This window comes from Streptomyces albus subsp. chlorinus, from assembly GCF_013302895.1.
Classification (GTDB): domain Bacteria; phylum Actinomycetota; class Actinomycetes; order Streptomycetales; family Streptomycetaceae; genus Streptomyces; species Streptomyces chlorinus.
The window spans coordinates 6875715-6899730 of sequence record NZ_VJOK01000001.1 but is presented as its reverse complement, the minus strand read 5'-3'; the positions used below and the strand labels follow the sequence as shown (position 1 = coordinate 6899730).

25 protein-coding genes and 5 pseudogenes are annotated in these 24016 nt (G+C 70.0%); 15 read left to right on the top strand and 15 right to left on the bottom strand.

From position 1 onward, the window contains the following. Window positions 1-5 precede the first annotated feature (5 nt). The 9 genes from cas2e to FM076_RS29875 all read right to left on the bottom strand — a co-directional run bounded on the left by cas2e (window position 6) and on the right by FM076_RS29875 (window position 6801). Complete coding sequence (gene cas2e / locus FM076_RS29910) at window positions 6-386, bottom strand: type I-E CRISPR-associated endoribonuclease Cas2e (RefSeq protein WP_345945324.1); 381 nt, start codon at window positions 384-386, stop codon at window positions 6-8. A 102-nt stretch (window positions 387-488) separates the two neighbouring features. Further along, window positions 489-833, bottom strand: coding sequence for a transposase (locus FM076_RS34345; protein WP_243274678.1), 345 nt, complete (start codon window positions 831-833; stop codon window positions 489-491). Between the two features lie 33 nt (window positions 834-866). Beyond that, a complete protein-coding gene (locus FM076_RS34340) occupies window positions 867-1079 on the bottom strand; it encodes a transposase (protein ID WP_243274677.1) in 213 nt (70 codons plus the stop codon). After that, the gene (locus FM076_RS29900; protein WP_173873960.1) at window positions 1076-1330 is read right to left on the bottom strand and encodes a helix-turn-helix domain-containing protein; all 255 of its coding nucleotides are present in this window, start codon (window positions 1328-1330) and stop codon (window positions 1076-1078) included. The genes FM076_RS34340 and FM076_RS29900 overlap by 4 nt, the downstream gene beginning before the upstream one ends. A gap of 21 nt (window positions 1331-1351) precedes the next feature. Further along, complete coding sequence (locus FM076_RS35415) at window positions 1352-1591, bottom strand: helix-turn-helix domain-containing protein (RefSeq protein ID WP_428815100.1); 240 nt, start codon at window positions 1589-1591, stop codon at window positions 1352-1354. Window positions 1592-2414: 823 nt separating this feature from the next. Next, the gene (locus tag FM076_RS29890) at window positions 2415-3836 is read right to left on the bottom strand and encodes an Nramp family divalent metal transporter (RefSeq protein WP_173873958.1); all 1422 of its coding nucleotides are present in this window, start codon (window positions 3834-3836) and stop codon (window positions 2415-2417) included. A gap of 209 nt (window positions 3837-4045) precedes the next feature. After that, the gene (locus FM076_RS29885; protein WP_173873957.1) at window positions 4046-5017 is read right to left on the bottom strand and encodes a phosphoglycerate dehydrogenase; all 972 of its coding nucleotides are present in this window, start codon (window positions 5015-5017) and stop codon (window positions 4046-4048) included. Next, on the bottom strand, window positions 5014-5790 hold the full coding sequence (locus tag FM076_RS29880; RefSeq protein ID WP_173873956.1) for an HpcH/HpaI aldolase family protein: 777 nt from the start codon (window positions 5788-5790) through the stop codon (window positions 5014-5016). The genes FM076_RS29885 and FM076_RS29880 overlap by 4 nt, the downstream gene beginning before the upstream one ends. Before the next feature lie 42 nt (window positions 5791-5832). Next, entirely contained in the window at window positions 5833-6801 is a 969-nt protein-coding gene (locus FM076_RS29875; RefSeq protein ID WP_173875103.1) for an aldo/keto reductase, read from the bottom strand. Between the two features lie 285 nt (window positions 6802-7086). Between FM076_RS29875 and FM076_RS29870 the strand changes: the two genes are divergently transcribed. The 4 genes and pseudogenes from FM076_RS29870 to FM076_RS35155 all read left to right on the top strand — a co-directional run. Further along, window positions 7087-8325, top strand: coding sequence for a four-carbon acid sugar kinase family protein (locus tag FM076_RS29870; protein WP_345945323.1), 1239 nt, complete (start codon window positions 7087-7089; stop codon window positions 8323-8325). Further along, window positions 8322-9326, top strand: a complete 1005-nt coding sequence (gene pdxA, locus FM076_RS29865) for a 4-hydroxythreonine-4-phosphate dehydrogenase PdxA (RefSeq protein ID WP_173873955.1) — start codon at window positions 8322-8324, stop codon at window positions 9324-9326. The genes FM076_RS29870 and pdxA overlap by 4 nt, the downstream gene beginning before the upstream one ends. A 25-nt stretch (window positions 9327-9351) precedes the next feature. Continuing rightward, complete coding sequence (locus FM076_RS29860; protein ID WP_173873954.1) at window positions 9352-10179, top strand: DeoR/GlpR family DNA-binding transcription regulator; 828 nt, start codon at window positions 9352-9354, stop codon at window positions 10177-10179. A gap of 88 nt (window positions 10180-10267) precedes the next feature. Next, a pseudogene (locus FM076_RS35155) lies at window positions 10268-10378 on the top strand (aldo/keto reductase); the annotation flags it as partial. Window positions 10379-10408: 30 nt separating this feature from the next. Here the strand turns inward: FM076_RS35155 and FM076_RS29855 are convergent. Continuing rightward, window positions 10409-10594: a hypothetical protein gene (locus FM076_RS29855; protein WP_173873953.1), complete on the bottom strand. Its 186-nt coding sequence runs from the start codon at window positions 10592-10594 to the stop codon at window positions 10409-10411. A 380-nt stretch (window positions 10595-10974) separates the two neighbouring features. Beyond that, on the bottom strand, window positions 10975-11211 hold the full coding sequence (locus FM076_RS29850; protein ID WP_173873952.1) for a hypothetical protein: 237 nt from the start codon (window positions 11209-11211) through the stop codon (window positions 10975-10977). On the opposite strand from FM076_RS29850, the gene FM076_RS35150 reads away from it, so the two are divergent. Then, window positions 11133-11588: a DUF6221 family protein gene (locus FM076_RS35150; protein WP_345945322.1), complete on the top strand. Its 456-nt coding sequence runs from the start codon at window positions 11133-11135 to the stop codon at window positions 11586-11588. The two genes, FM076_RS29850 and FM076_RS35150, sit on opposite strands and share 79 nt — an antisense overlap. Before the next feature lie 53 nt (window positions 11589-11641). On the opposite strand, the pseudogene FM076_RS29840 reads toward FM076_RS35150, so the two are convergent. Next, window positions 11642-12419: pseudogene (locus FM076_RS29840) on the bottom strand (transposase). 47 nt (window positions 12420-12466) lie between these two features. Here FM076_RS29840 and FM076_RS29835 point away from each other — a divergent pair. The 3 genes and pseudogenes from FM076_RS29835 to FM076_RS34335 all read left to right on the top strand — a co-directional run. Next, entirely contained in the window at window positions 12467-13306 is an 840-nt protein-coding gene (locus FM076_RS29835) for a tyrosine-type recombinase/integrase (protein ID WP_345945452.1), read from the top strand. Further along, window positions 13303-14136, top strand: coding sequence for a hypothetical protein (locus FM076_RS29830; protein ID WP_173873950.1), 834 nt, complete (start codon window positions 13303-13305; stop codon window positions 14134-14136). Before FM076_RS29835 ends, FM076_RS29830 begins: the two co-directional genes overlap by 4 nt. Before the next feature lie 226 nt (window positions 14137-14362). Then, window positions 14363-14708: pseudogene (locus FM076_RS34335) on the top strand (hypothetical protein); the annotation flags it as partial. 98 nt (window positions 14709-14806) lie between these two features. Here the strand turns inward: FM076_RS34335 and FM076_RS29825 are convergent. Continuing rightward, a complete protein-coding gene (locus FM076_RS29825; protein WP_173873949.1) occupies window positions 14807-15199 on the bottom strand; it encodes a hypothetical protein in 393 nt (130 codons plus the stop codon). A 40-nt stretch (window positions 15200-15239) separates the two neighbouring features. Continuing rightward, on the bottom strand, window positions 15240-15527 hold the full coding sequence (locus tag FM076_RS29820) for a hypothetical protein (protein WP_173873948.1): 288 nt from the start codon (window positions 15525-15527) through the stop codon (window positions 15240-15242). A 486-nt stretch (window positions 15528-16013) separates the two neighbouring features. Between FM076_RS29820 and FM076_RS29815 the strand changes: the two genes are divergently transcribed. The 6 genes and pseudogenes from FM076_RS29815 to FM076_RS34320 all read left to right on the top strand — a co-directional run bounded on the left by FM076_RS29815 (window position 16014) and on the right by FM076_RS34320 (window position 21329). After that, complete coding sequence (locus FM076_RS29815) at window positions 16014-16454, top strand: hypothetical protein (protein ID WP_345945321.1); 441 nt, start codon at window positions 16014-16016, stop codon at window positions 16452-16454. A gap of 660 nt (window positions 16455-17114) precedes the next feature. Continuing rightward, a complete protein-coding gene (locus tag FM076_RS29810) occupies window positions 17115-17537 on the top strand; it encodes a hypothetical protein (protein ID WP_180218804.1) in 423 nt (140 codons plus the stop codon). Between the two features lie 64 nt (window positions 17538-17601). Then, window positions 17602-18033, top strand: coding sequence for a hypothetical protein (locus FM076_RS29805; RefSeq protein ID WP_207730277.1), 432 nt, complete (start codon window positions 17602-17604; stop codon window positions 18031-18033). An 81-nt stretch (window positions 18034-18114) separates the two neighbouring features. Beyond that, window positions 18115-19907: pseudogene (locus tag FM076_RS29800) on the top strand (type IV secretory system conjugative DNA transfer family protein). Between the two features lie 287 nt (window positions 19908-20194). Continuing rightward, window positions 20195-20308, top strand: a pseudogene (locus FM076_RS35145) (DnaB-like helicase N-terminal domain-containing protein); the annotation flags it as partial. A gap of 490 nt (window positions 20309-20798) precedes the next feature. Beyond that, complete coding sequence (locus FM076_RS34320) at window positions 20799-21329, top strand: DnaB-like helicase N-terminal domain-containing protein (RefSeq protein ID WP_243274675.1); 531 nt, start codon at window positions 20799-20801, stop codon at window positions 21327-21329. A 221-nt stretch (window positions 21330-21550) separates the two neighbouring features. On the opposite strand, the gene FM076_RS29790 is transcribed toward FM076_RS34320, so the two are convergent. Further along, a complete protein-coding gene (locus tag FM076_RS29790; protein ID WP_173873946.1) occupies window positions 21551-22780 on the bottom strand; it encodes an IS701 family transposase in 1230 nt (409 codons plus the stop codon). A 90-nt stretch (window positions 22781-22870) separates the two neighbouring features. On the opposite strand from FM076_RS29790, the gene FM076_RS29785 reads away from it, so the two are divergent. Beyond that, a complete protein-coding gene (locus FM076_RS29785; protein ID WP_173873945.1) occupies window positions 22871-23962 on the top strand; it encodes an IS630 family transposase in 1092 nt (363 codons plus the stop codon). Window positions 23963-24016 lie beyond the last annotated feature (54 nt).

Below are 24016 nucleotides of genomic sequence, written 5' to 3'. Positions count from 1 at the left end.
GTGGGTTATGTGCGTCGAAAGCGGCGGCGTTGGGCTGCCTTGCTCCAGCCTCGCGGTGGGGTATCGGGGGCGGCAGCCAGCGCACTGGGGGTGGTGGGACGGTGGAGGAGGGTGAGTCCTTCGTGGTCGATGGGGTGCCAGGGGTGGCTGTGGGTTTCGAAGGCGAAGCCTTGTTCGTTGTCGGTTTGGTAGGCGAGGAGTGCGCGGCCTTGCCCGGCGTACTGGCGGACTTCGTCCCACAGGATGCCGCGGATTGCGGGCGAAGGGGGCACCGAGGAAGACGCCGGTGAGAGTTCGAGAAGCCAGCGGGTGAGGAAGCCGCGAAGTCCGGCGGGGCAGGTGGTGAGGATGATGACGCCGCGGTGAAGCTTTGCCAACCCATGCACAGCAGTTCCTCCTCCGGGTCTTCAGGGATCACGAAGCGGGTGTACGTGCTGCCGTTGATACCGCGTCCGAAGCCGTCGTAGCTACGCGACTTCCGCGCGGTACTACTGATCTTTTCGTAAGTTCGGTGGGTGTGGTGGGCGGATGGTCAGGCGGGTATGGGCGAGGAATGACCACGGCAGTCGGGGGTTGGCGTTGATGCGGTGGATGCCTTGCTCGGTGGCGTCGGCGACATCGGCGAGGTGGTCGCCGGCGAGGTTGGCGAGTTCACGCTTCTTGAGCGAGGACCACAGCAGTTCCACCGGTTTCAGCTCGGGAGCGTAAGCGGGTAATCGTTCCAGGGTGAGCCAGTCCTGTTCGGCGGCCCAGGCCCGCATCGCCCGGCTCCAATGGGCCGACAGGCCGTCCCAGACCAGGACCACTCGCTCGCCGCGGTAGAACACCTTCATCTGCTCCAGAACCTCGATGAGTCCGGCGGTGTCCTAGCTGCCGGGCTTGAGGTGGAAGCACAGGCGGGCCCCGCGATCGGGGTCGGTGGAGTGGTAGCCCAAGGCTCCGGCCATTGACGCGCGCTTCCAGTTCAGGCGGTGGCGCAGGAGCGGAGTCCGTCCTCGGGGCGAGTAGGTGCGGCGGACTTGAGGGAGCAGGGAGACGCCTGACTCGTCGAGGAAGACGATCCAGGCACGTGTGTTCACGGCCCCTTTTTGATGCGCGGCCACTCGTGCGCGATCCAGCGGGCGATCTCCGACTCGTCCCGCTCGACCGCGCGCCGCTCGGGCCGTTGCAGGCTCCATCCGAGCCGGCCGGTCAGCAGCCGCCACACCGACGACCTCGACAACACCACCCCCGTTGCCCGGGTGACGACCGCGCCGACTCGTTCCAGGGTCCACAGGTCGGCCTCGAAACCATGAGCCCGGGCACCTTGCTCCAACGCGGCGCGGACCATCTCGACCTGGGTGTCGTCCAGCTAGGGTGGGCGCCCGGTGGCTGCCCGTCTCCGCAGGCCCAAAGCACCGTCTTGCTCCCACACCCGCCGCCAACGCCGCACACTCTCGGCACACACCCCCACCGCCCTCGCGATCTCCGCATTCGAAACGCCGTCCTCGAACAACTGGACTGCCCGAACACCACGCGCCTCCGCCAACTGAGGCCGCGATAAAGGAGGAAGGGCGGAGCCGGCAACCGAAGGGGAAGGTTGATAAGCCACCCCGACAGCTTCCCACCCGCACGGCCAGCACACCCACCGAACTTACGAAAAGATCAGTAGTGTCCATGCCGCGTCATGTTGCGTGGTGGTCCGTAGTGCCGTTTTCGCAGATCATGGCACGCATCACAGTCCCGCTGTTCGCGCCGCATGTTGCACCGTCCAAAGGCGTCCGCGCTCCCCTTGCGCTCCCCCATGCGCAGAGAGTCGCACAAGAAGCCCGGGCGGTGACTCATGCGTGAGTCAGTTGCCAGCCTTGTCGGGGGTGCACAAGTTGACCTGCGTGTCGGCTCTCCGTCGTGAATATCGCCAACATGCTGCCGCCCTGCTCCAGCCACCGCGCCCGGGTGGCGACGAACAAGTGTGAAGCGCTGTGCACTGCTGAGCTGTGTACCACCTGGGTGCCGCCCGGCGGTGGTGTCCTGGTCTGCGACGGGCGCGGAGGGCTCACCTACTGCACGGACGACGACCCGGTTCTCGGTGCGCGCCGCCTCACCGTCGACCCGAGGTTCGGCCGCACGAGTCGGTGGTCGCGTTCCTGCGCGCGCGGCTGGGCGAGGAAGAGACGTATCGGGCGCCTCTACTGGACCCGCACGGCAGGAAAGCGGAAGCCCGGCGTGACGGCGGCCTCGAACTGGTTGAGCTTGTTGTCCAGCTGACCAGCGAGCGGTTCAGGCCGAGGGTGAGGGTGCCTGGCCGGGGGGTGCCGGTCGGGCCGGCGCAGGCGGAGAGGGGGCCGAGGGCCGCTCCGGTTACGGCGAGGGCGGTGCCGCGCAGCAGGGTGTACCGGCTCAACCCGGAGGGGGCTCGCAGCAGACGGAACGGTTCATCCGGACGCCACCGTTCCCAGCGTGTCGAGGACGCCGTACACGCCCACGCAGAGGATGGCGACGCTGCTGACAACCAGCGCCACGGTCATCCAGGGACTGGAGCGGAAACGCTCCGGGACGCCGGTGTAGCGGAGCTTCCACACGGCGACGACCACGGCCAGCAGGAAGATCCCGCCGCCGATGCCGCCGATCTGCACCATCAGGACCGGGGACTGGACGTACAGGAAGAAGAAGGCCCACACCAGCGGCAGGGTCCAGGTGAGGATGCGGATGGCGCGGGTGCGGCTGCCCACGTCTTCCCACTTGACGACGCCGAGCATGCCGAGGGTGTTGGTCCACAGACGGGGCACGGAGGCGGTGGAGCCGATCAGGGTGGAGAAGAGGACGGCGATCGCACCGACGAGGAAGAGGTACTCGGCCCAGGGGCCCATGGTGTCGGTGTAGATGCGCGACAGCGTGGTGATCATCTCGTTGCCCTCGGGCACCAGGCCCTGCGGGTGCAGCACGGCCGCGCCGATGACGTAGAAGGACAGGGTGCACACCACGCAGACGGCGAGTCCGGCCAGCACGTCGAGGCGCATGACCTTGATCCAGCCCTCGGCGCGGCGGGCGCGTTCCTCGGTGCCGTCGTCGGGGCCGGTCCAGCGGGCGTAGCCCTTCTCCATGCACCAGTAGGTGTACGTGGTCATCTCGTCGGCGCCGACGCCGGTGATGCCGAAGACGGCGAGGGCGATGCCGATCGTGCCGGCCGGGATCTCGAAGCTGAAGCCGCTGCCGAGCTCGGAGGTGCCGAAGCCGAACTCGGTGGTGGGCAGGCCCACCGCGAGGCTCACGGTGATCAGGGTGAAGATGATGACGGAGACCACGCAGGCGCGTTCCACCAGGCCGTACTTGCCGGACTGGAGCAGCAGGATCGCGGCCAGGGCGACGACGAGGGCCCAGAGGGCGAGGGAACCGGCGCTGAGCGGTTCGCCGATGACGGGCCAGAGCACGGAACACGCGGCGGCCGTGCCGCCGATGATGCCGCCGCGCTGGAACATCTTGGCGAAGTCCATGCCGATCCAGAGCCAGTTGATCCAGCCCAGGCGGCCGACGCGGGGGCCGACCTCCCGGTAACCCTCCAGGGCGGTGCGGCCGTTGAGGATGGTCCAGCGGGCCAGTTCCATCTGGACCCAGACCTTGACGCCGGTCGACACGACCACCAGCCACAGCAGGGCGAACCCGGCCTTGGCGCCGAGCGCGGTGGTGGTGATGAGCTCTCCGGAGCCGACCACGGCGGCGGACAGCACGAAGCCGGGGCCGAGGTGGCGCAGCCGGTCCCGGAAGGAGGCGGGGGCCAGGCGGGCGTCCTCGGGGCGCAAGGCGTACGGATCGGCCTGCGGCGGCGCCGCGGAGGGCGTGGAGTCGATGGTCGACATGGGCGGTGTTCCTTTGCTGGATCCGGCGCCGTCGCCGGAGTGGAAGGGGGCACTGCGTGCGGTTGTACGGGGGGTGTGGCGGCGCTGCCTCATGTGGGCCAGGGCGCACCGGGAGCAGTTGCGGAGGCCGGACGGCCCCGGAGGGGGGCACTGTGCCGGGCCGGTCGGGCCCGGCGTGGTCGTACGGACGGCGCTGCCCGTGGCGCTGCTTACGCCGGGTTGAGCGGGGCCTGGCCCGCGAGGACGCGGAGCACGTCCTCGGCAACCATGAGGCCCATCGCGCGGTTGGCCTCCGGGGTGCAGGCGGCCATGTGGGAGGTGAGGGTGACTCCTGGTGCGGTGCGCAGCGGGTGGCCGTGCTGGAGGGGTTCGGTGGTGAAGGCGTCGAGGGCGGCGGCGGACAGGTGCCCGGAGTGCAGGGCCCCGGCGAGCGCGATGTCGTCGACGAGGTCTCCCCGGGCCGCGTTGACCAGTACGGCGCCGGGCTTCATGGCGGCCAGCCGGCCGGCGGTCAGCAGCGGCTCACCGGCGGGCGGCAGGTGCAGGGTGACGACGTCGGCGCGGCCCAGCAGCGCGTGCAGGTCGGCCGGTTCGGCACCGGCAGCGGCCACGGCGTCGCCGGGCACGTACGGGTCGTGGGCGACGACGCGCATGCCGAAGGCCTGGGCGTAGCCCGCGACGAGGCGGCCGATCCGGCCGAAGCCGACGACGCCGAGGGTCTTGCCGTACAGCTCGGGCCCGAAGTGCTTGGGCCAGCCGTCCGCCATGACGGCGGTGTGCGAGGCGGTGATGCGGCGGGTCGCGTCGAGGACGAGGCCGAAGGTGTACTCGGCGACGGCGCGGGAGTTGGAGCCCGGCGCGCACACCACGGGGATGCCGCGTTCGCGGGCCGCGACGAGGTCGATGGTGTCGGTGCCGACGCCGTGCTTGGCGATGACCTTCAACCGGGGGGCGGCGTCCATCACCTCGGCGGTGATGTGGTCCATCCCTGCGATGAGGGCATCCGCGTCCGCCGCCCAGCGGGGCAGTTCGGCGGCCGGCAGCGCCGTGTCCTCGTACGGGCGGAGCGGGCCCGCACCGCCGTCGGCGAGGAGTTCCCAGGGTTCGGCCGCGTGCCGTGCGAAAGTCGGCGTGGTGATGAGCGTGGTGCGGCCCTGCCCGCTCGTGCGCGGGGTGGTCATGACGCGGTGCCCCGGGCCGCCTCGAGGTGCGCGGTGGCAACCTGCTGGAGGTGGACGACGTCGGCGGAGACCGTGGCGAAGGTGTAGCCCTCGGCGAGACGGCGGGCGGCACTCGCGCCGTCGGCGTTGTGGATGCCGGCGGCGATCCCGGCGGCCTCGGCGGCCTTGCGGATCCGGGTGAGAGCCGCCTCGAACTCCTCCGCCACGTCCGGGTCGGTGGACGACGTGCCGCCGATGGCCAGACGCAGGTCGGAGGGGCCGACGTAGATGCCGTCGAGGCCGGGGGTCGCGCAGATCTCCTCGACGTCGGCGAGGCCGTCGGCGGTCTCGATCATGGCGAGGACGGCGGTCTGCTCGTGCGTGTCGGCCGGGTTCGGGCCGATCCGGAGCTGGGCGCGCATGGGGCCGTAGGAGCGGCGGCCGTGCGGCGGGTAGCGCACGGCGGCGACGGCGTCGGCGGCGTCCTGGGCGGTGTCGATGAGCGGCACGATGACGGCGGCGGCCCCGGCGTCCAGGGCGCGGCCTATGCAGGTGAGGTCGTTGGCCTCGACGCGGACCATGCCGACGGCGGTGGAGCCGCGGGTGTCGGTGGCGATCAGGTTGTTGAGCAGGCCCTGGTAGCCGAAGAGGCCGTGCTGGGCGTCGAAAGCGAGGTAGTCGTAGCCGATGCGGGCCAGGCGCTCCGCGGCGACGGGCGAGTCGAGCAGCGACCAGTAGCCGATGAGGCGCTGCCTGTTGCGCAGGGCGGTGGTGAATTCCGCGGCGGTGGTCATGACGGGAGTTCCTCCGGAAGGTACGGGTTCGCGGCTCGGCGGTCAGCGGTTGTAGGCGGGCATGGGGCCGCGCAGGGCGGCGCCGACGGCGTCGCAGGCTTCGGTGACGTCGGCAGGGAGCGGGCCGGCCTGGGCGGCGGCGATGTTGGCGCGCAGGTGCTCCACCTGGGAGCCGCCGAGCAGCAGCGCGTCGGTGGACGGCCGGTCGAGCAGCCAGCGCAGGGCGAGTTCGGTGAGCGGCAGGCCCGCGCCCTCGGCGATGGCGGTGAGCTGCGCCACCGCGGCGAACAGGTCCTCGTTCCAGTACCGCTGCTTGTACATCGCGGCCAGCTCGGAGTCGCCGAAGCGGCCGGTGGCGGGGTCCGTGCCGAAGCGGTGCCGGCCGGTGAGCAGGCCGCCGCCGAGCGGGTTATAGACCATGGTGTGCAGGCCGCTGACGGCCGCGTACTCGGTGTACTCCTCCTCGATCCGGCGGGCGAGGAGGTTGTGCAGCTGCTGTGCGATCACGGGGCGCGGGGCGCCGGTCTCCTCGGCGGTGCGCGTCAGCTCCGCGATCTGCCAGGCGGCGTGGTTGGAGACGCCGAGCGCGCGGATCTTCCCCTCGGCGGCGAACTCGGCGACCGTGGCCAGGGTGTCGGCGAGCGGCGTGCGGCGGTCCGGCTGGTGCAGGTAGAAGAGGTCGACGTGGTCGGTGCCGAGCCGCTTCAGGCTGCCCGTGAGGGCCGCGCGCAGTCCCGCCGGGGAGAGCGGGGCGTGCTCCCCCTGGTCCGGGTGCGGGATGCCGGCCTTGGTGGCGAGGACGATCCGGTCGCGGCGGCCGGGGAGCAACCCAGCGAGGATGCGCTCGCTCTCGCCGCCCGCGTAGCCGTTGGCGGTGTCGACGCCGGTGAGCCCTGAGTCGAGGGCCGCGTCCAGCATGTCGGCGGCGCCCGCGCGGTCGACGGTGTCGCCGAACGTCATGGTGCCGAGGACGAGGCGGGACAGCGGGACCGGGACGGACGGGAGCTCCATCCCCTGCGCGGTGCCCTGTGGGCGCGTGCTGCCCCGCGGGGCGGGGGTGCCAGTGCCGGTTCCGGTGCTCACGGGTGATTCCTTCCGGTACGGGGCCGTGCCGGGCGCCGCCCGCCCGGCGGGTGGTGTGCGACGGCCGTTGTCGCGTGGAGGAACGCTCGCATGGCTGCACGTTATGCGCAATACCCCTCGCGCGAATCGCGCAGGATGTGCCATAGTCGAGCCCGTCGGCGCCGCGGCCGTTCGACCCTCGCTCTGCCGCGTACAGGTTTGGAGGAGGTATCCGTGAGCCCTTACAGGGGCGCGCCACCGGTCATGGCACTCGCCGACGACCTGTCGGGCGCCGCGGAGGCTGCCGCACTGCTGCGGCTGCCGGCGCTGCTGGCCCTGGACCCCGCGCAGGCACCGCCCGCGCGGGACGGCGAGGCCGTGGTGGTGGACCTCGACTCGCGTCACCTGCCGGCCGCGGCCGCGGCCGGCGCCGTGCGCACCGCGCTCGCGGCCCGTCCCGGCGCGACGACCTGGTACAAGAAGTCCGACTCGCTGCTGCGCGGGAACGTGGGGGCCGAGGCCGTCGCGTTCGCCGAGGGCGCCCGAGCCGTCGTGACCGCCGTGGCCCTGCCCGTCGCCGGACGGGTGGTGCGCGGGGGCGTGGTCCACGTGAACGGCGTACCGCTGCACGGAAGCGGCGCGTGGCGTGCGGAGGAGCGGACGGCACCCCGCTCCGTCGCCGGGGCCCTCGCCCCGATGCTCACCGCCGGGGTGCCCCTCGACGTCGTACGGCAGGGGCCGCGGGCCCTCGCCGACCGGCTCACCGCGGTGGCCGCGCGCGGACGGCACCCGGTGTGCGACGCCGAGACCGACGCGGACCTGGACGCCGTCGCCGAGGCCGCGCTGCGGCTGGGCCCGGGGTACCGGCTGCTGGGCAGCGGCGGTCTGGCCGCCGCGCTGGGCCGGTGCGTCGGGACCGCGGTCCCCGGGCAGCACGTCCCCGACACCGGGCGGCCCCTGCTTGTCGTCGCCGGGAGCGCCGAGCACGGCATCGTTGCGCAGATCGCGCAACTGGAGGCGGCCGGAGCGCACCATGTGTCCCTGAAGCCCGACGAGTTGACCGGCGCTTCCCCCGTACCGCTGCCGCCGCTGCCTCCCGGCGGGATCACCGTCCTCTCCGTCGACGGGTCCGGCGGCATCCAGCCCGGGGTGGCGCGGCGCCTGGTGGCCGGACTGGCCCGCACGGCCGCCGCGCTGCCGGGGGAGCCCGACCTGGTGCTCACCGGCGGCGAGACCGCCCGCCGGGTGCTGGACGCGGCGCAGATCACCGCGCTGCGACCCGTCGGCGAGATCCACCACGGCGCCGTCCACTCCCTTACCGCCGACGGCCGGTCGGTCGTCACCCGCCCCGGGAGCTTCGGCGGGCCGGACTCGTTCCACCGCATCGCCGCCGCACTACGGCCCCGCCTGCCGTCCCCGTCACCCGCACGTCGTCCCACCGCACCGTCACCGAGCCAAGGAGTCATCCCGTGAACGCCCAGCACCCCCTCCCCCTCATCGGCCTCACCATGGGCGACGGCGCCGGCATCGGGCCCGAGGTCATCGTTCCGGCGGTGCTGGACCCCGCCACACTCGGCCGGTGCCGTCCCGTGGTGATCGGTGACGCCGCCCGGCTGCGGAAGGCGGCCGTGATCCTCGGCGTCGAGTGCGAGGTCGCCGCCGTGGACGCCCCCGCCGACGCCGAGTTCACCCCCGGCCGGATCAACGTCGTGGACCTCGGCCTGCTTCCCGACGACCTGCCCTTCGGCAAGCTGTCCCCCGTGGCGGGCAACGCCGCGTACGAGTACGTGAGGCGGGCCGCCGAACTGGCTGTCGCCGACGAGATCGACGGCATCTGCACCGCCCCGCTCAACAAGGAGGCCCTGCACGCCGCCGGGCACGTCTACCCCGGCCACACCGAGCTCCTCGCCCACCTCACCGGCGTCGAGGAAGTGTCGATGATGCTTTCCACCGAGAAGGTGAAGGTCATCCACGTCACCACCCACATCGGCCTGATCGACGCGGTCAGCCGCATCGAGCCGGGGCTGGTCGAGCGGACCGTGCGCCGCGGCCACGAGGCCCTGGTCCGGGCCGGCGACCCGAACCCGGTCATCGGCGTCTGCGGCATCAACCCGCACGCCGGCGAGAACGGGCTGTTCGGGTACGGCGAGGAGGAGGAGAAGATCGTCCCCGCGCTGGAGAAGCTCCGCGCCGAGGGCGTCGACGCCCGGGGCCCGCTCCCCGCCGACACCGCGTTCTTCCTCGCCTCCCGCGGCGACTACGACCTCATCGTGGCGATGTATCACGACCAGGGGCACGGCCCGGTGAAGGTGCTCGGCATCGAGGCGGGCGTCAACCTGACCATCGGTCTGCCGGTGATCCGCACCTCCGTCGACCACGGCACCGCCTTCGACATCGCGGGAACCGGCAAGGCCGAGGCCGGTAGCATGATCGAGGCGCTGCGGCAGGCCGCCGAATTGTCCACCGCCCGCTGAACCGCCATATCCAGAAGGACACTTGATGCCTCCCACCGCATCGCAGGCCCGGCGCGAGGAGATCCTGCGACTCGCCACCACCGGCCTGGCCAGCGTCGACGAGCTGTCGCAGCGCTTCGGCGTGACCGCCTCCACCATCCGCCGCGACCTGGCCCGGCTCACCGCCGACGGCCGTCTCGCCCGGACGTACGGCGGCGCGATCGCGCTGACCGCCCACCCGGAGGCGTCGCTGCGGCAGCGCACCGGTGAGGCGTACGCGCAGAAGCGGGCGATCGCCCGGTGGGCGGCGGCCGAGGTGCAGCCGGGCGAGACGGTGCTGCTGGACGCCGGTTCGACGGTCGGCGCGCTGGCGCACGAACTGCGCACCGCGCGGGACCTCACCGTGGCGACGACCGGCCTGACCGCGCTGCACGAGCTGGCGGACGTGGAGAGCATCCACGTGGAGTGCCTGGGCGGCACACTGCGTCCGCTCAGCCAGGCCTTCGTGGGCCCGCTGACCGAGGCGGCCCTGGAGCGGATGACCTTCGACCGCGTCTTCCTCTCCGCGGACGGGGTCACGGCGGACGGCGGGATCAACGAGGCCGACCTGCGCCAGACCCGCCTCAAGGAGCTGATGGCCCGCCGGGCGGCCCGCGTCTACGTACTGGCCCACGCGGAGAAGCTGGGCCGCGCCCCCTTCCACGCCTGGGCCGCCCTGCCGCCCGGCTGGACCCTGGTCACCCACCAGGCGGCGAGCGAGGCCCAGGTGTCGGCGTTCACCGGCCGCGGCGTCCGGGTCGTCCGGGTCGAACCCCTCGAGGAACTCGGGGATTCGGAGGGGCTGGATCCGCTCCCCCTCCCACCCGGCGACTGACGTCCTCGTCTTCCGGGAGCCGTTCCGAGCCGCGCCGAGGGGAAACCCATACCGGCTGTACGCCACCGCCGAACGCGAAGGTCGGACGGTGACCAGCATTCCGGTGCACACGCTCAACGACGCCAGGAAGCTACCCGGCATCGGCCTGGGTACCTGGCCGATGGACGACGACCAGGCCGAGCAGGCGTGCAACGCGGCGCGGGTGTTGCAGCGTATGCCCGGGGGCCGGCTACCGGCGGCGCGGGATGGTGACCCGGGCCTCCGCCAGGACGACGCCGGTCGTCGGGTCGCGGTGCACGGGAACGTACAGGCCCCAGTCGGCGCCACCGGCCGAGAGCCAGCCTCCGGCCCACGGGGCGTCGGTGGTCGTGAGTACGCGACCGACGAGCGGGCCACCCAGGAATCGGACGATCACAGCGGTACCTCCATCCGGCGGGACTCTCCCGCCTCACCCCTTGGTGGGTCTCAGCACCGGGAGGACAGCACCGGGGCGCCGGCGACTTCCGTCCCGGCTCCGCCGCCGGGCTGACGGCGGCGAAGCGCGGCGGCCCCGGCCGACGCGCAACCGGCTGAGCGCACCCCGATCCCCGGCCGCGCCGCCCATCCCGCCCGTCCCTTCCTCCTTCACTCCAGCCAAGGGACAAGGGCAGCGCAGCCGCCACGGGGATGAGCGATCCGACCACGGCACAACAGCGTGGTGAACTGCACGAACATGTGGACGGTCCTGCGGGCCGCGCAACAGATAGGCGCACCCTTTGCCGCAACCTCGTGCTCCTGGTCGACCGGGACGACCGGTCACGCGGTCTGGACGGCTCCCTGGGCACGGGCGAGGTGGCGCAGTTCGGACCGTGCCGCCGGCACCGAGGGGGCGGTCTCCCAGTAGGGGTGCCACCACAGCCGGACGGACAGGAGCAGCAGGCGGCGGCGCAGGGCGGTGGTGTCACGGGGGCGGGGTGCGGCCAGCGCTTGGTAGGTCGCGTTCCAGGCGGCTTGCGTCTGCACCAGGTCGTCGGGGAAGTCGATCACGTCCATACCGGCATCAGATCGCTTGTTCGAATTTCGTGTCACTTCGGACACGCCACCCACTAGCCAGCCATTCAGTAACCCCAACCCCCGGAAACCGGGGCCGGATTCGGAACCGGAACCACCACCGGCGAGCGGAACGGATCACTGCTTGGCGGCACCGGCCGCCAAGCAGCCGGAACGTTGTGGGCGGCCACGATCAGCTCGTGGTCGCTTGCCCGGATCGCGGCATCGCTGACCACATGGCAACCTGGGGCCCGACCGCGGCGCTGGAGAACGCCGACAGCCGCCGCATGATCTTGGATCTGTACGAGGAAGCGCCGCCCGGTCCCGCACGCGAGAGGCTTCTGGGCGCCGTCAGGGCCCTGGCGATGGCTTACCGCTAAGGCTTGTCCCGTAAATGATCTGTGGCGTGCTGGGTGGCCGGCTGGTTTCTGCGTCACACGGCGAGGACGAGGTTGTGCAGGCGGGCGATGCCGAGCATGGCGTGGTGGACGCCGTCACCTTTCAGGCGGCAGTCGCGAAGGATCTTCCAGCCCTTCATCCGGGCGAAGACGTGCTCCACGCGGGCGTGGACTGTGCGGTGGGAGGCGTTGTGCTCCTCCTACCAGGCCGGGAGTCCGGTCCGGCCCCTCTCGCGGCGGTGCGGGATGACCAGCCCTGTGCCCCGGTAGCCGCCGTCTGCGATGACTGTGGTCTTCTTGCCGACGGCGTCTTCCGCGCCGGACAGCTCCCACGCGCCTTGCAGTCGTTGCGGTTGCCGGTGACTGGTCGGCCGACCGCGACGAGGAGCCGGGTGTCGGCGTCGATGACGGCCTGGTGGCTGGTGGAGTACCTGTAGTTCTTGGACTGCTCGGCGATGGTGTGGTCGCGGGTGGGGACGAGGGTGCCGTCCACGATCAGCACGGTGTCCTTGCGGTACCGCTTGCGCTGCTGGAGGGCGAGCGCGGGCCCGAGGTGGTCGATGATGCGGCCGGCGGCCGACTTGGACACCCCGAACAGCGGGGCCAGTTGGCGCAGGGTCAGGTTTGTGCGCCAGGAGGCGGCGACCAGGAGTACGCGGTCCTCCAGCGGCAGGCGCTCCAGGGCCGGCCCTTGCGCACCGGGCCGGCACCCTCGCGCCGGAGCGCGGTGATCAGCATGCCGAACTGGCGCGGGCTCAGCCCGGTGAACGGGGCTGTCCAGGACGGCTCCGACGCCGTGATCACACCAGACACAGCAAGATCATCTCACCCGACCAGCAGTTACGGGACAACCCTTAGTCATCAGCCCGTCCAAGACCGACCGCGAGCGCGTCATCCCAATGTCTGCCGAGCTGTTCCACGTCGTCGCATCCGTCATTCGCCGGCACACCTGCGACGGCAACTCCGTCCCGATACTGCGGCGCTTCGACCCGCACGACAAGGTCTGGAGTCCGCCCATGCCGTTCCTGTTCCAACGGAAGATCGGCTCCACCCGCAGCGTGATCAGTCCCCAAACCGTCCTGAACATGCTCGCACGGCGCTGCAAGGACCTCGCTGAACACCATCCCGCCTTCCGCTCAGTCAAATTCACCCCGCACGACTTCCGCCGCATCTTCACCACCGAGCTCGTCAACAGCGCACTACCCATCCACATCGGCGCCACTCTGCTCGGCCACCTCAATATCCAAACCACCCGCGGCTATGTCGCCGTGTTCGACGAAGACGTCATCCGCCACTACCTCGCCCACCTCAACGAACGCCGCCAGCTCCGCCCCGACCACGAATACCGCGACGTCACCAGCGACGAGTGGAACGAGTTCGAAGAGCACTTCGACAAGCGCAAGGTCGAACTCGGCTCATGCGGACGCCCCTACGGCACCCCCTGCCAGCACGAACACGCCTGCATCCGCTGCCCCCTGCTCCAGGTGAACGCGAAAATGGTCGCGCGGCTGGACGAGTTGGAGGAAGATCTCACCGAACGGCGAGAGCGCGCCGCCGCCGAACAGTGGCTTGGCGAGATCGACGGTATCGACCTGACCCTGGCATTCCTCCGCACGAAACGCGACGAGGCCCGCCGCCTGACTCACCGGGCTCCGGTCGACCTCGGCCTGCCGAGTCCACGAACACGAGGGACCCGATGACAACACCCAACCCACTGACTCCGACGACCATCCAACGGTTGGCCTTCATCCGGTTCCTGCACAAGCAGGGCATGCATCAGAGCGCACAGCCGGAGCCGGTATCCGGCACCGCGATCCTGTCTTTCCAAGACGCCGCGGAACACTTTCTCCTGCTCAGCGCCGAGCACCTGGAGATCAACATTCCTGGCGACATTAAGTTCCTTCAGTATTGGGAACGGTTGCAGCCTGCTCTCCCCGGAAACCAGCCGTTGCCGGGCAAGCATCCCCTGGGCCGCATGAACAAGCTGAGGGTCGACCTGAAGCATCACGGCACGATCCCGTCGGCCAGCGCCATCGCGCAGGCCAAGGCCGATATCACTGCCTTCTTTACCGACGCCACACCGTTGGTCTTCGGAGTCGACTTCGCCACCGTCGACATGGCTGACCTCGTCACTCGCTCGAAAACGGTCGAGATCTTGAAGGCGGCCCAGGATCGTGTGGACCAGGGCAACATCCCAGCGGCCATGGCGGGGCTCAGAATTGCCTTCAACGAGCTGATCAGCTACTACGGCGAACGCCGAGAGCGGGGCAACGCACGCGCGCCCTTCAGTTTCGGCCCGACCCTGAAAACCTACCGCGACAGGGGTTACAGCCTCCGGAACGAGAGCCGGCCGGGCCCTGGAGGCCGTCACCAAGGTCACCCAGGTGTTGTAGAGTGCGATGCGGATTCTGGCCCTCGGAATCGACTACGCACAGTATGCACAGTTCAACATCCAAGCTCCGCGTGTCAACGCTTACGCAAACGGTTCCATGCGGTTTTCCGTGGACAAGAGCCACAAGCTCCTGACTGACGAGGACTACCGGCTGGCTCGACTCTTCGTCATCCAATCCGCACTCCAAGCTGCCAGAGCCGACACCGTGCTTGAACTACGGCGAGAGCGCTACACACGACCGTCCATCACAGACGCTGCCAACATGCCCGAAGCGCAAGAGTGGGACGGGCCCACAGCGTTCTCTTAATCCTCAACCCGCCAGTGGCCACGTTCGGGTGAAGTGCAGAGAAGCACCGACTGCTGAAAGGCCGCCCACGATGCCAACGCCCCCTCCACACAGGAGTGGCTGGAGGCCAAGCGCGCCGAAGAACACCAAGCCGCCGCGGAATGGGCCCAGAAGTTCGAGATGCCGCCCCTCGACGGCCCCGAGCGGGCCATCGGCTGGGGCGAGTGCACCCGAGACCGCCGCGCACACCGTCCTCGTCACCGAAGGCGCCTGGGACGACGCCGACTGGGCACAGCTGGAGGACAAAGCTCGCACCGTCACGCGCGCCGGATGGTGGATCGATCAGCGCGACACCGACAGCGCCGACCTGCCCGAGCTTCTCGACGCAGCCACCAACAACGACCGCGGCAACCCGTTGCGATGAACCCCCACTGACGCCTGCGGACACGTCTTCCTGTCGCGACACGCGCATGGGTGAGGCGCCAGGCGGCGCCCCACCCAGTCACCGAAGTGCACTTGGGTTCAGGAGGCATTCCATTTGGGGAGCGCTACCGTAAATTCGCGTCCGGTACGCTCGCCGAACTCCTGCAGCGTTCCGCCGGCGTGCTCCACTTTGTAGCCATCAGGAGCGAGACGGTTGCGGTACACCGCGGTCAGCCGCTCCTGCGCATTCCCGGACTGTAGAGCTACCAGCAGCTCGCGCAAGAGGCTTGTGAAGTCCTCCTCCGCCGGGTCAATGCTGATCGCCATATCGAGACCTGTACGAACAGTGACCGTGTCCCCGTAGTCGTGGACGATGACGGCACAGCCGCTGTCCTCGGGAATCAGCACAGCGGTCGAGTCATTGACCTGTGAGAAGAGAACCTTCCCCTCCGCCGCGAACGAGCGGATCACTTCCACGATTTCCGGAAGCATGTAACGTCTCCTAACCGGCGGGGTCCACGGGCCGTGGCCTCTACTTGCAGGGGTTCTTGACCGACTTGCTGTAGGTCCAGTGCCGCGACTTGGACGGAACTCCGCGGTAGACGCCGTGGCCCATGGACGCAGTGCGGAAGGTTCCCTTCCGGCACTTGTAGTTTCGCGTCTGGTTACGGTACTTCTTCACTCCGGCTTTGGGCTTGTGCACGTTGCGGGCCTTGCTCTTGGTGACGTTGACCCACTTACCCTTGACCTTCTTCTGCAGCTTGACGACGTTGGTGACCGAGTCGACGCGTGCGGTGCAGCCGAACTGGGACTTCCCCACGATCCATCCCGGCTTTCCATGGGATTCGTGGGGTTCATTCGCCTTCACCTTGCACTGAATGAACCCTGTTGCCGCCACCGTATGCGCGGGTGCCGCCTCAGCCGCAGGACCTGCGGCCATCAGCACGGCCGCCGTAGATGCGACAACGGCCATTCTCTTTGCTATGCGCTTCACTTCTGTTTATCCCATGTACCGTGCGCACCGCCTGACCAGATGCGCGCTGATGATCACGACAGTAGCGGCATAGCAAGAAGCTGATCAAATCGCCTGATTTTTGAGCTGCGGCGCGCACTGTGGACATTCGCGCCAACTAGAGGCTGCTGCCGAGGAGTTGGTGGCAGACGGCGCGCTGGTCCTGTGATGCCGGAGGGGGAGAGCGCGGGCAGTCAGGCGCTTCTACCGGATACCTCCCGGTTAGCCAAACCGGGGAACGCGCGGACCATTGATCCTCCCGCCGCTACCCGCCCCCTGTGTGGAAGGACCTGCGTGAGCGACTCCCTGCCTCCGCCGAACACCGGCATCCCGGTACTCTCCCCGACGCCCGACCCGGTCACCCCGGACCGGGACATCACCCACCGCCACTTCCAGCCCCGTGAAGAGGTCCTCGTCCTCAAAGGCATCGCCCGAGGCAGGCTGTGGGGACGCTCGATGCGCGTGGTCACCCCCTCCTGGCACACGCCCACCGATAAGGACGGTTGGCGGCTTCGCGACCCGAACGGCGGCCGTCAGACCTACATCACCGCCCACCCCGGCTACCTTGCCCACGCTACGGGGCACTGCCCGGACTGCCTGATCTACCTGCACGCCATGGAGGAGCACAGCCTTCCCGAAGGTCCGCACGGCGCCGACCCGGTCGACTGCGGCTGGTACACCACCACGGCCCTCGGTCAGCTGGTGCACGTCGCCGACACACGGGGCGGCCAATGAGTCTCCACCGCCACCTTCGCCGGCGTTCTCTGAGCCTGCCCACCGGTCCGATCGGAGGCATACCGGCGTGATTCCCCGCGTCAACCACCGTGAGCACACCCCCCATGACCCGCTCAGTGAAGCACTGGGGCGGCGGGTGTCACCACAGGAGGGCCTGACCGCATACACGGTCGTCGCCTACTGGCCCGGCCTGGATGACTACACCCTTGACGACGAACAAGCGACGTGGACATCCCTCCAGTGGGCCGAGCACTGGAGGACCCGCTGCACGAACATCCCTTCGCGGCCAGTCCCGAGGATAATCGCCATGCGATCTTGCACATCGATGTGCGGCTGCCGATCGGCGAGCGGGATCTCACCGGCCCGGAGTGGTCGGAGATCGCCCATCGGCTCGCACGCGTCGCGGAGATCGAGATCCCGGGAGACGACGAAGGGTGCCGCTGGATCGCCGTCCAAGCCCAGCCGGGACGTCTGGATCTGCTGGCCAACCTCATCCGGCAGGACGGCGTCTGGCAGGATCAGCCGCACAACCTCGGGCGGCGGCTCGCCGCTGAGGCCCGGCGCATCGAAGCCGACCTCCACCTCACCATTCCTCGCCAACCCGCTCCCTCACCGCAGACGGCGGTTCCCAGCCCGGTGTCGGGACTGCCCTCTGCCGCACTGTCGAGTGCAGCGCAGCAGGTCAGAAGTTGGCTAGTGCAGCTAAGCACTGACTGCTGGCGCGCGGCCCGCGACGGGGACCCCGTGTCGAAGGCCGAGTCGCTGGCCACCAAGCGCGCCGAAGAAGCGGCCGAGGCCGAGGCGTGGGCCGAGCAGTACCGGATGCCGCCGCTGGAGGGCAGCGAGCGCGCAGTCGGCTGGGCGGCCCGCTGCCGCCGCCATCTGGTGACCGCCGCCTACACCGCTCTGGTCGCCGAGGGCGAGCTGGACGAGCACGCCTGGGAGGCGATCGAGGACGCGGTCCGGCCGGTGACTCGCGCGGGGTGGTGGATCGACAACCGCGACGCCGATCCGGCAAACCTCCCCGAACTCCTCGAAGCCGCCAACGACGCCGACCGCCCCACCGAAAACCCGCACTTCTGAGGACCTGGCACCGTGCCGAACCCCACCCCCCGACCCCGAGGACACCTACACCGTCGGCCGACTCGTGCGGGGGCTGACCCACCGGATGACCAGCACGCACACCTACGCCCGCGCCAAACACCACACCGACCAGGTGCTGCACCCGGACTTCGGCGCGCTGGCGCGGCTGGGCGAGTTCTTCGAGGCCGCCGCTGAAGAGGCCCGTGCCTCCGGGGCCGACGAGGGCTTTGAGCTGGCCTGCCGGTTCGAGGAGGCCGCCGGCACGCTGACCGAGCTGCGAGACGAGCTGGATGACGCCTCCGAGGAGCTGCGCGGCCTCGGCCTGCCCCGGCAACTACGCGAACTCGGTCCTCCCGAAAAGCCACACTGGCGCGACCGCGTCGCGCACTACAACGCCACCGCCCCCCAGAGCACGGTCGCCCCCACACCCGGCGCGAATGCCGCCCGCCCGGTCCCGCCCTCATCGCCCGCCCCGTCCCCGCGCCGCCACCGCTAGGAGCACACCCGTGATCACGCGCAGAACACCCGCCTCACCCCGCGCTCCCCCGCCCGACCTCGCATGTTCTGAGATCCCGTCTTGTCTGATGCGCGTACCAGGACGCCGTCGACCACCACCGGCACGGACGTCCTGCTCTCTCTCCTGCTCGCCCTGGCCGCCCTCGGAATCGGCGGCGGCTCACTTGCCTGGCTGTTCGGCAACCTCGCCAACACCGCTCTCGGCTCCGGCACCTGGGCACCGTACGGGCCCACGCGAGTCCTCTTTCACCCCCACCAGGTCTGGCCCCACCTTCCACGCCCGGCTCTGCTCGTGTGCTGCTACGGCCTCCCCGCCGTGGTCCTGGTCACGATCACGTTCGCGAGCGTGAAGCTGTGGCTGCGCCATCGCCCGAGCCGGTCGGGCCTGGCCGACCAGCAGGCCCTGGGCGACCTGCTGCCGAAGAAGGCAGCAGCCAGGGCCACCGGCCTGCGCGCAAGCCTCGCCGACACCCAGCCGAAGGACGTCGCCCCCGACGATCGCGGTGTGCTGCTGGGCACCCTCAAGCCCGGCGCCACGGAAGTCCGCTCCTCCTGGGAGGACGTCCTCCTCACGATCATGGCGCCTCGGTCCGGCAAGACCTCCGGCCTGGCCATACCCGCGATCCTGCGCGCCCCGGGCCGGTGCTGCTGACATCCAACAAGGCGGCCAACGACGCCTTCACCACCACGCTCGACGCACGTTCCCGGGTGGGGACGGTGTGGACGCTGGATCCGCAGCAGATCGCGCATGCCGAGCAGACGATGTGGTGGAACATCCTCGCCGACGCCCACGACCTGGCCGGAGCCCGCCGCCTGGCCCAGCACTTCGTCACCGCCTCCGTGGACGAGTCCAGCGCCGGGGACTTCTGGTCCACGGCCGCGGCCAACACGCTCACCGCGCTGTTCCTGGCCGCTGCCCGCGGGCAGCGGCCGATGACCGAAGTGATGGCCTGGCTCGCCTCCCCGGCCGACCGCACCCCGATCGACCTGCTCACCGACGCCGGCCTGGATGCCGTCGCCGCACAGTTGCAAGGCACTGTTGCCGGTGCTGTCGAGACCCAGGACGGCATTTTCGAGACCGCCCGGCAGTACGCCAGCTGCCTGCTGGATCCGCGCATCGCCGCCTGGGTCACCCCACCGCCGTCCGGCTTGACGCTGCGGGAGTTCGACCCGGCAGGGTTCGCCACCAGTACGGACACGCTGTTCCTGCTGTCCAAGGACGGCGGCTCCGCCTCAGCGATCATCGCCGCCGCCGCCGACGCGGTGATGCGCGCGGCCGTCATCCAGGCCGAACGCGCCGGAGGCCGCCTGGACCCGCCGATGCTGGCGATCCTGGACGAGGCCGCCAACGTGTGCAACATCCAGGACCTGCCGGACCTGTACTCCCACCCCGGCTCCCGCGGCGTCATCCCCATCACCATCCTGCAGTCCTACCGGCAAGGGCAGCGCGTGTGGGGCGAGACCGGCATGGACGCCCTCTGGTCCGCCGCCACCATCAAACTCATCGGCTCCGGCATCGACGACGCCGACTTCGCCGACAAACTCAGCCGCCTGGCCGGGGACCACGAAGTGCAGACCGTGTCGGTCTCCTCCAGCGATACGGGCAAGTCCTCCTCCGTGTCCATGCGGACCGAACGCGTCCTGCCCGCCGACGCGATCCGCGCCCTGCCCAAGGGATCGGCCCTCCTGCTGGCCACCGGCATCCGCCCCGCCCTGCTCGACCTCAAGCCCTGGTACCGCGAGCCGGACGCCGACCGGCTCGGCACCGCCTCGAAAAAGGCCACAGCCGCCATCACCGAACGCGCCCTCGCCAAAGATCATTCCAACCGCGACCAGTACGGACCGGCCGCATGACCCCACCTCCCCCGCGCCTCACCCCGGCGAGACTCCGGCACACCGCCCGTCTCCGCCCAGCCGCTCGTCTCGCCGAGGTACCCCATGTCCTCTCCCAACCGGCCGACATCCGCTCCCCCACGCACCGGGCACCTTGCCGGCGGCCCTGCCGTACGCCGGGAGGGCCGCTGGTGGCTCGTCGCTTCCAGCGGTGCCGTTCCGGCCGATGCCGCGCTCGCGCACGTTCTCGACCGTCATGCCGCTGACCTGGCAGAGGCGAACCGCGCCGTCGCAGCTGTGGAGCACGGGTGACACAGACGCCGCTGGTGCAGGCCGAGCAGGCGGTCCTGGGCGCGGTGCTGCTGGAGCCGCGCCAGCTCGGGCGGCTGTCCGGATGGCTGCGCCCCGGGCACTTCTACCGGCCCGCGCACGCCGCCCTGTATGCGGCGATGCTCGACCTGCGTACCGAACAGCACCCCACGACGAAGGCGTCGCCGGACGCACCGGTTCCCCTCGCCTGGGTCAACACACCCGCGAGAAGGCCAACACACACGCGCGCGGCATCACGGTCGGCTACGTGCACTCCCTCGCTTCGGCCTGCCCCCGCCCCGCACACGCCCCGGTCTAGGGGCGGATGGTGCTGGAAGGCGCTATCCACCGCAGCGTCACCGAACACGCCACCCGCCTGCACCACGCCGCCCGAGCGGCGGGCGTCGCCGAAACTCTCCAGCACGCCCACGTCCTCAGTGACGTGCTCGATGACCTGGGGCGCCGCTGGGGCACCGAGCGCCCGGCCCCACGAGTCGGAACATCACGTGCCGCGCCTGTCCCTGCGCAGGGCTCGGCGGATGAGCGTGTCCTGGCCGAGGAAGAGTCCCTCCTCTGGGCGCCCTCGCCACGTACCCGCAGCAGATGCGGGAGGTGGCCGGCTGGCTGCGCCCGGAGGACTTCGCCGACCCCGGACACGCGCACATCTACCGGGCCCTGGGGGCACTGCACCACCGGGGCGAGCCGGTCGACCAGCTCACCGTGCTGTGGGAATGCCAGCGCCGAGGAGCACTCGCCGACGGCACACTGGAGGCCGACCGCGTCCGCCAAGTGTGCGGCATCGCCGCGAGAGGCTCGGCAGACTACTTCGCGGAACAGGTCCTCGACGCCTCCCTGCTACGCACAGCTGCGGCCTCCGCCCGGCAAATCCGTGACCTGGCCGACGAAGCGTCCCTCGCACCCGGCCGGCTCATCGCCCAGGCCGCCGCCGCTCTCGTCCCACTCGATGAGCTGCGCCGACGCCGATGCACCGCCATGGCCACCTCCGAGCCGGAAGGGATGGCCACAACCAAGCCATCTGGGGTACCGGCTGCCGCCCGTGCTGCCGCTGCTCGCGCCCGCACCCACGCTCGGCGCCCCGGGTCCAAGGCGCCTCCGAAACCGGCCCCCTCTTAGAGAGCGTCTGATCACCGTTCAGGCTGTTGTGGCAGTCATGTCCGTCTCGATTCGCCAGGTTGGCGTGGATTCTCCCGTCAGTTCGCGGGACATTTTGTTAGTAGTGCTTCGTTAGGTTCTTGCTGTGGTTTTGCTGGTGGTGAGGGGTCGGCCGCAGGTGGTGCAGATGCCGGTCCAGCACCTCAGTAGGTCCTGGAGTGCGTCCAGGACTTGGTAGAGGGTCAGGCCGGCGTCCGGGCTTTGGGGTCGAGCCGCCGGAGGGTGAGGAAGGCCTGGGCGGCGGTGACGAGGGTGACGTGGTGGTGCCAGCCGCGCCAGGTGCGGCCCTCGAAGTGGTCCAGGCCCAGGCCGTGCTTGAGCTCGCGGTAGTCGTGCTCGATGCGCCAGCGCATCTTTGCCCACCGCACCAGATCGGCGACCGGGGTGGTGGCGGGCAGGTTGGTCATCCAGTAGCCGGTCGGCCCGGCCTCGTCCGCGGGCTGCTCGACCAGCAGTGTCCGCATCGGCAGAACGCCGTCCCACCGGCTGCGTCCACCGGCCTGTTCCTGGGCCGTGCGGCAGGCTTCCTTGCCCGAGGGCCGCACCTCCAGCACGGCGAATCGCGAGGTCATCATCGACTTGCTGCCCTGGCGCCAGGTGACCTCCTCGAAGGAGGTGCCGGCATCGACGAACCCGGTCAAGGGCCGGGGAGCTTCGCGGTAGCGGGGCAGGGTGGGTGGTCCCAGCCCGCCGTATTCCGGCTGATGCGGCTCGGCCGTGGCCGGGCGGGCAATCTCCCTGGGGTCCACCGCCATGACGTAGGACCAGCCGCGTTCCTCCAACGCGAGCCGGAAGGCCACGCTGCGGCCGTAACCGGCATCGGCCACGAGCACCGGCACTGCTAAACCCTGTGCGGCCAGCCCCTCCAGCAATCCCAGAGCCAGGCGCGTCTTGGACACATGCCCGACCTCCTCAGGGACCCCAGCCCGCCGGCGCCGCCGATCATCGTCCGTCCACTCCCCGGGCAGGAACAACTCCCACCCCAACGGGCACGACGACGTGTCGGTGGCCGCGTGCACACTGACCGCGACCTGGCAGTTCGCCCGCTTGCCCAGCGCTCCGCAGTACTGCCGGGCCACCCCGACCGAAGCACTGCCGCACTTGGGAAACGACACGTCGTCGACCACCCACACCTCAGGGCTGATCGCCTCACTCAGTCTCTGCGCGATCCGCTGTCGTACCGGCATCCACTCCCACGGCGACTGGTTCACGAATTGCTGCAGGGCCTGCATGTTGCCCTCCGGCAGCCGCTCGGCCATCGGCTGGATCGACTTACGCCGGCCGTCCAGCATCAGACCCCGCAGATAACACGCGCCCCACCGCCGCTGATCCCGCCGCGGCAGCGAGGCGAACACATCCGCAACGAACTCCGCTAACTCACCCCGGAGCCGTTCCACCTCTCCCAGCTTCATAGCAGAGCAGATGCCCACCACCAGACGAGATCACCCGACCTAACGAAGCACTACTAGTGACCTGAGTCAGAGGTTCGTCGTTGGTTGGGTATGAGTCGTCCGGGTCCGAAGATTCCGCCGTTGTCGCTCACTGATGCCCAGCGGACCGTGCTGGAGGGCTGGGTGCGTCGCAGAACAACGGCCCAGGCTCTGGCCCTGCGGTCGCGGATCGTGCTGGAGTGCGCTGAAGGCCACTCGATCATGGAGGTGTCCCGCCGGTCAGGGGTCGTTCCGGACACGGTCCGCACCTGGCGGCGCCGCTTCCTCGAACGGGGACTGGACGGTCTGTGCGACGATCCGCGGCCCGGCGTCCCGCGGAAGATCACCGATGCTGACGTCGAGAGAGTCATCGTCAAGACACTCGAGGAGACGCCGAAGAACGCCACCCACTGGTCCACCAGATCGATGGCAGCGGCCACGGGCATGTCGCAGTCGACCGTCTCGCGGATCTGGCGGGCGTTCGCACTGGCGCCGCACCGGTCGCAGACATTCAAGCTGTCCACCGATCCGCTGTTCATCGACAAGGTTCGTGACGTCGTCGGCCTCTATCTCGATCCGCCGGAGAAGGCGCTCGTGCTGTGCGTGGACGAGAAGTCGCAGATCCAGGCCCTGAACCGGTCCCAGCCCATCCTGCCGATGATGCCCGGTGTTTCCGAACGCCGCAGTCACGACTGTCTCCGGGCCGGCACGACCACCCTCTTCGCCGCCCTGGAGGTCGCCACCGGGAAAGTCATCGGCTCCCTGCACCGCCGCCACCGGGCGGCGGAGTTCAAGAAGTTCCTGACCAAGCTCGACAAGGAGGTCCCCGACCGCCTGGAAGTCCACCTGATCCTGGACAACTACGCGACCCACAAGACGCCGGACATCAAGCGGTGGCTGCTGGCGCACCCGCGGTTCCACCTGCACTTCACACCCACTGGTGCTTCCTGGCTGAACCTGGTCGAGCGGTGGTTCGCCGAGCTGACCCAAAACAAGCTCAAGCGCGGCGTCCACCGCTCCGTCCAAGCCCTCGAACGCGACATCCGGACCTGGCTCACCGACTGGAACGAGGACCCCAAGCCGTTCGTCTGGACCAAGACAGCCGACGAGATCCTCGACAAGGTCGCCACTTACTGTCGACGAATCTCTGACTCAGGTCACTAGCGGCCGTTGACCGAACGCGAGCTGGACCAGCTTCAGCCGGCGTGGCTGAGGGGG

What these genes read in the sequence shown, in the direction of transcription:
- FM076_RS29850 (WP_173873952.1), bottom strand. Translation starts at nt 11,211, where the DNA reads ATGGACGTGATCGACTTCCCCGACGACCTGGTGCAGACGCAAGCCGCC.
- FM076_RS29880 (WP_173873956.1), bottom strand. Translation starts at nt 5,790, where the DNA reads ATGACCACCGCCGCGGAATTCACCACCGCCCTGCGCAACAGGCAGCGC.
- FM076_RS34345 (WP_243274678.1), bottom strand. Translation starts at nt 833, where the DNA reads ATGAAGGTGTTCTACCGCGGCGAGCGAGTGGTCCTGGTCTGGGACGGC.
- FM076_RS29790 (WP_173873946.1), bottom strand. Translation starts at nt 22,780, where the DNA reads ATGAAGCTGGGAGAGGTGGAACGGCTCCGGGGTGAGTTAGCGGAGTTC.
- FM076_RS29785 (WP_173873945.1), top strand. Translation starts at nt 22,871, where the DNA reads ATGAGTCGTCCGGGTCCGAAGATTCCGCCGTTGTCGCTCACTGATGCC.
- FM076_RS29875 (WP_173875103.1), bottom strand. Translation starts at nt 6,801, where the DNA reads ATGGAGCTCCCGTCCGTCCCGGTCCCGCTGTCCCGCCTCGTCCTCGGC.
- FM076_RS29885 (WP_173873957.1), bottom strand. Translation starts at nt 5,017, where the DNA reads ATGACCACCCCGCGCACGAGCGGGCAGGGCCGCACCACGCTCATCACC.
- FM076_RS29890 (WP_173873958.1), bottom strand. Translation starts at nt 3,836, where the DNA reads ATGTCGACCATCGACTCCACGCCCTCCGCGGCGCCGCCGCAGGCCGAT.
- FM076_RS29860 (WP_173873954.1), top strand. Translation starts at nt 9,352, where the DNA reads ATGCCTCCCACCGCATCGCAGGCCCGGCGCGAGGAGATCCTGCGACTC.
- FM076_RS29825 (WP_173873949.1), bottom strand. Translation starts at nt 15,199, where the DNA reads ATGCTTCCGGAAATCGTGGAAGTGATCCGCTCGTTCGCGGCGGAGGGG.
- FM076_RS29900 (WP_173873960.1), bottom strand. Translation starts at nt 1,330, where the DNA reads ATGGTCCGCGCCGCGTTGGAGCAAGGTGCCCGGGCTCATGGTTTCGAG.
- FM076_RS34320 (WP_243274675.1), top strand. Translation starts at nt 20,799, where the DNA reads ATGCGGGAGGTGGCCGGCTGGCTGCGCCCGGAGGACTTCGCCGACCCC.
- FM076_RS29830 (WP_173873950.1), top strand. Translation starts at nt 13,303, where the DNA reads ATGACAACACCCAACCCACTGACTCCGACGACCATCCAACGGTTGGCC.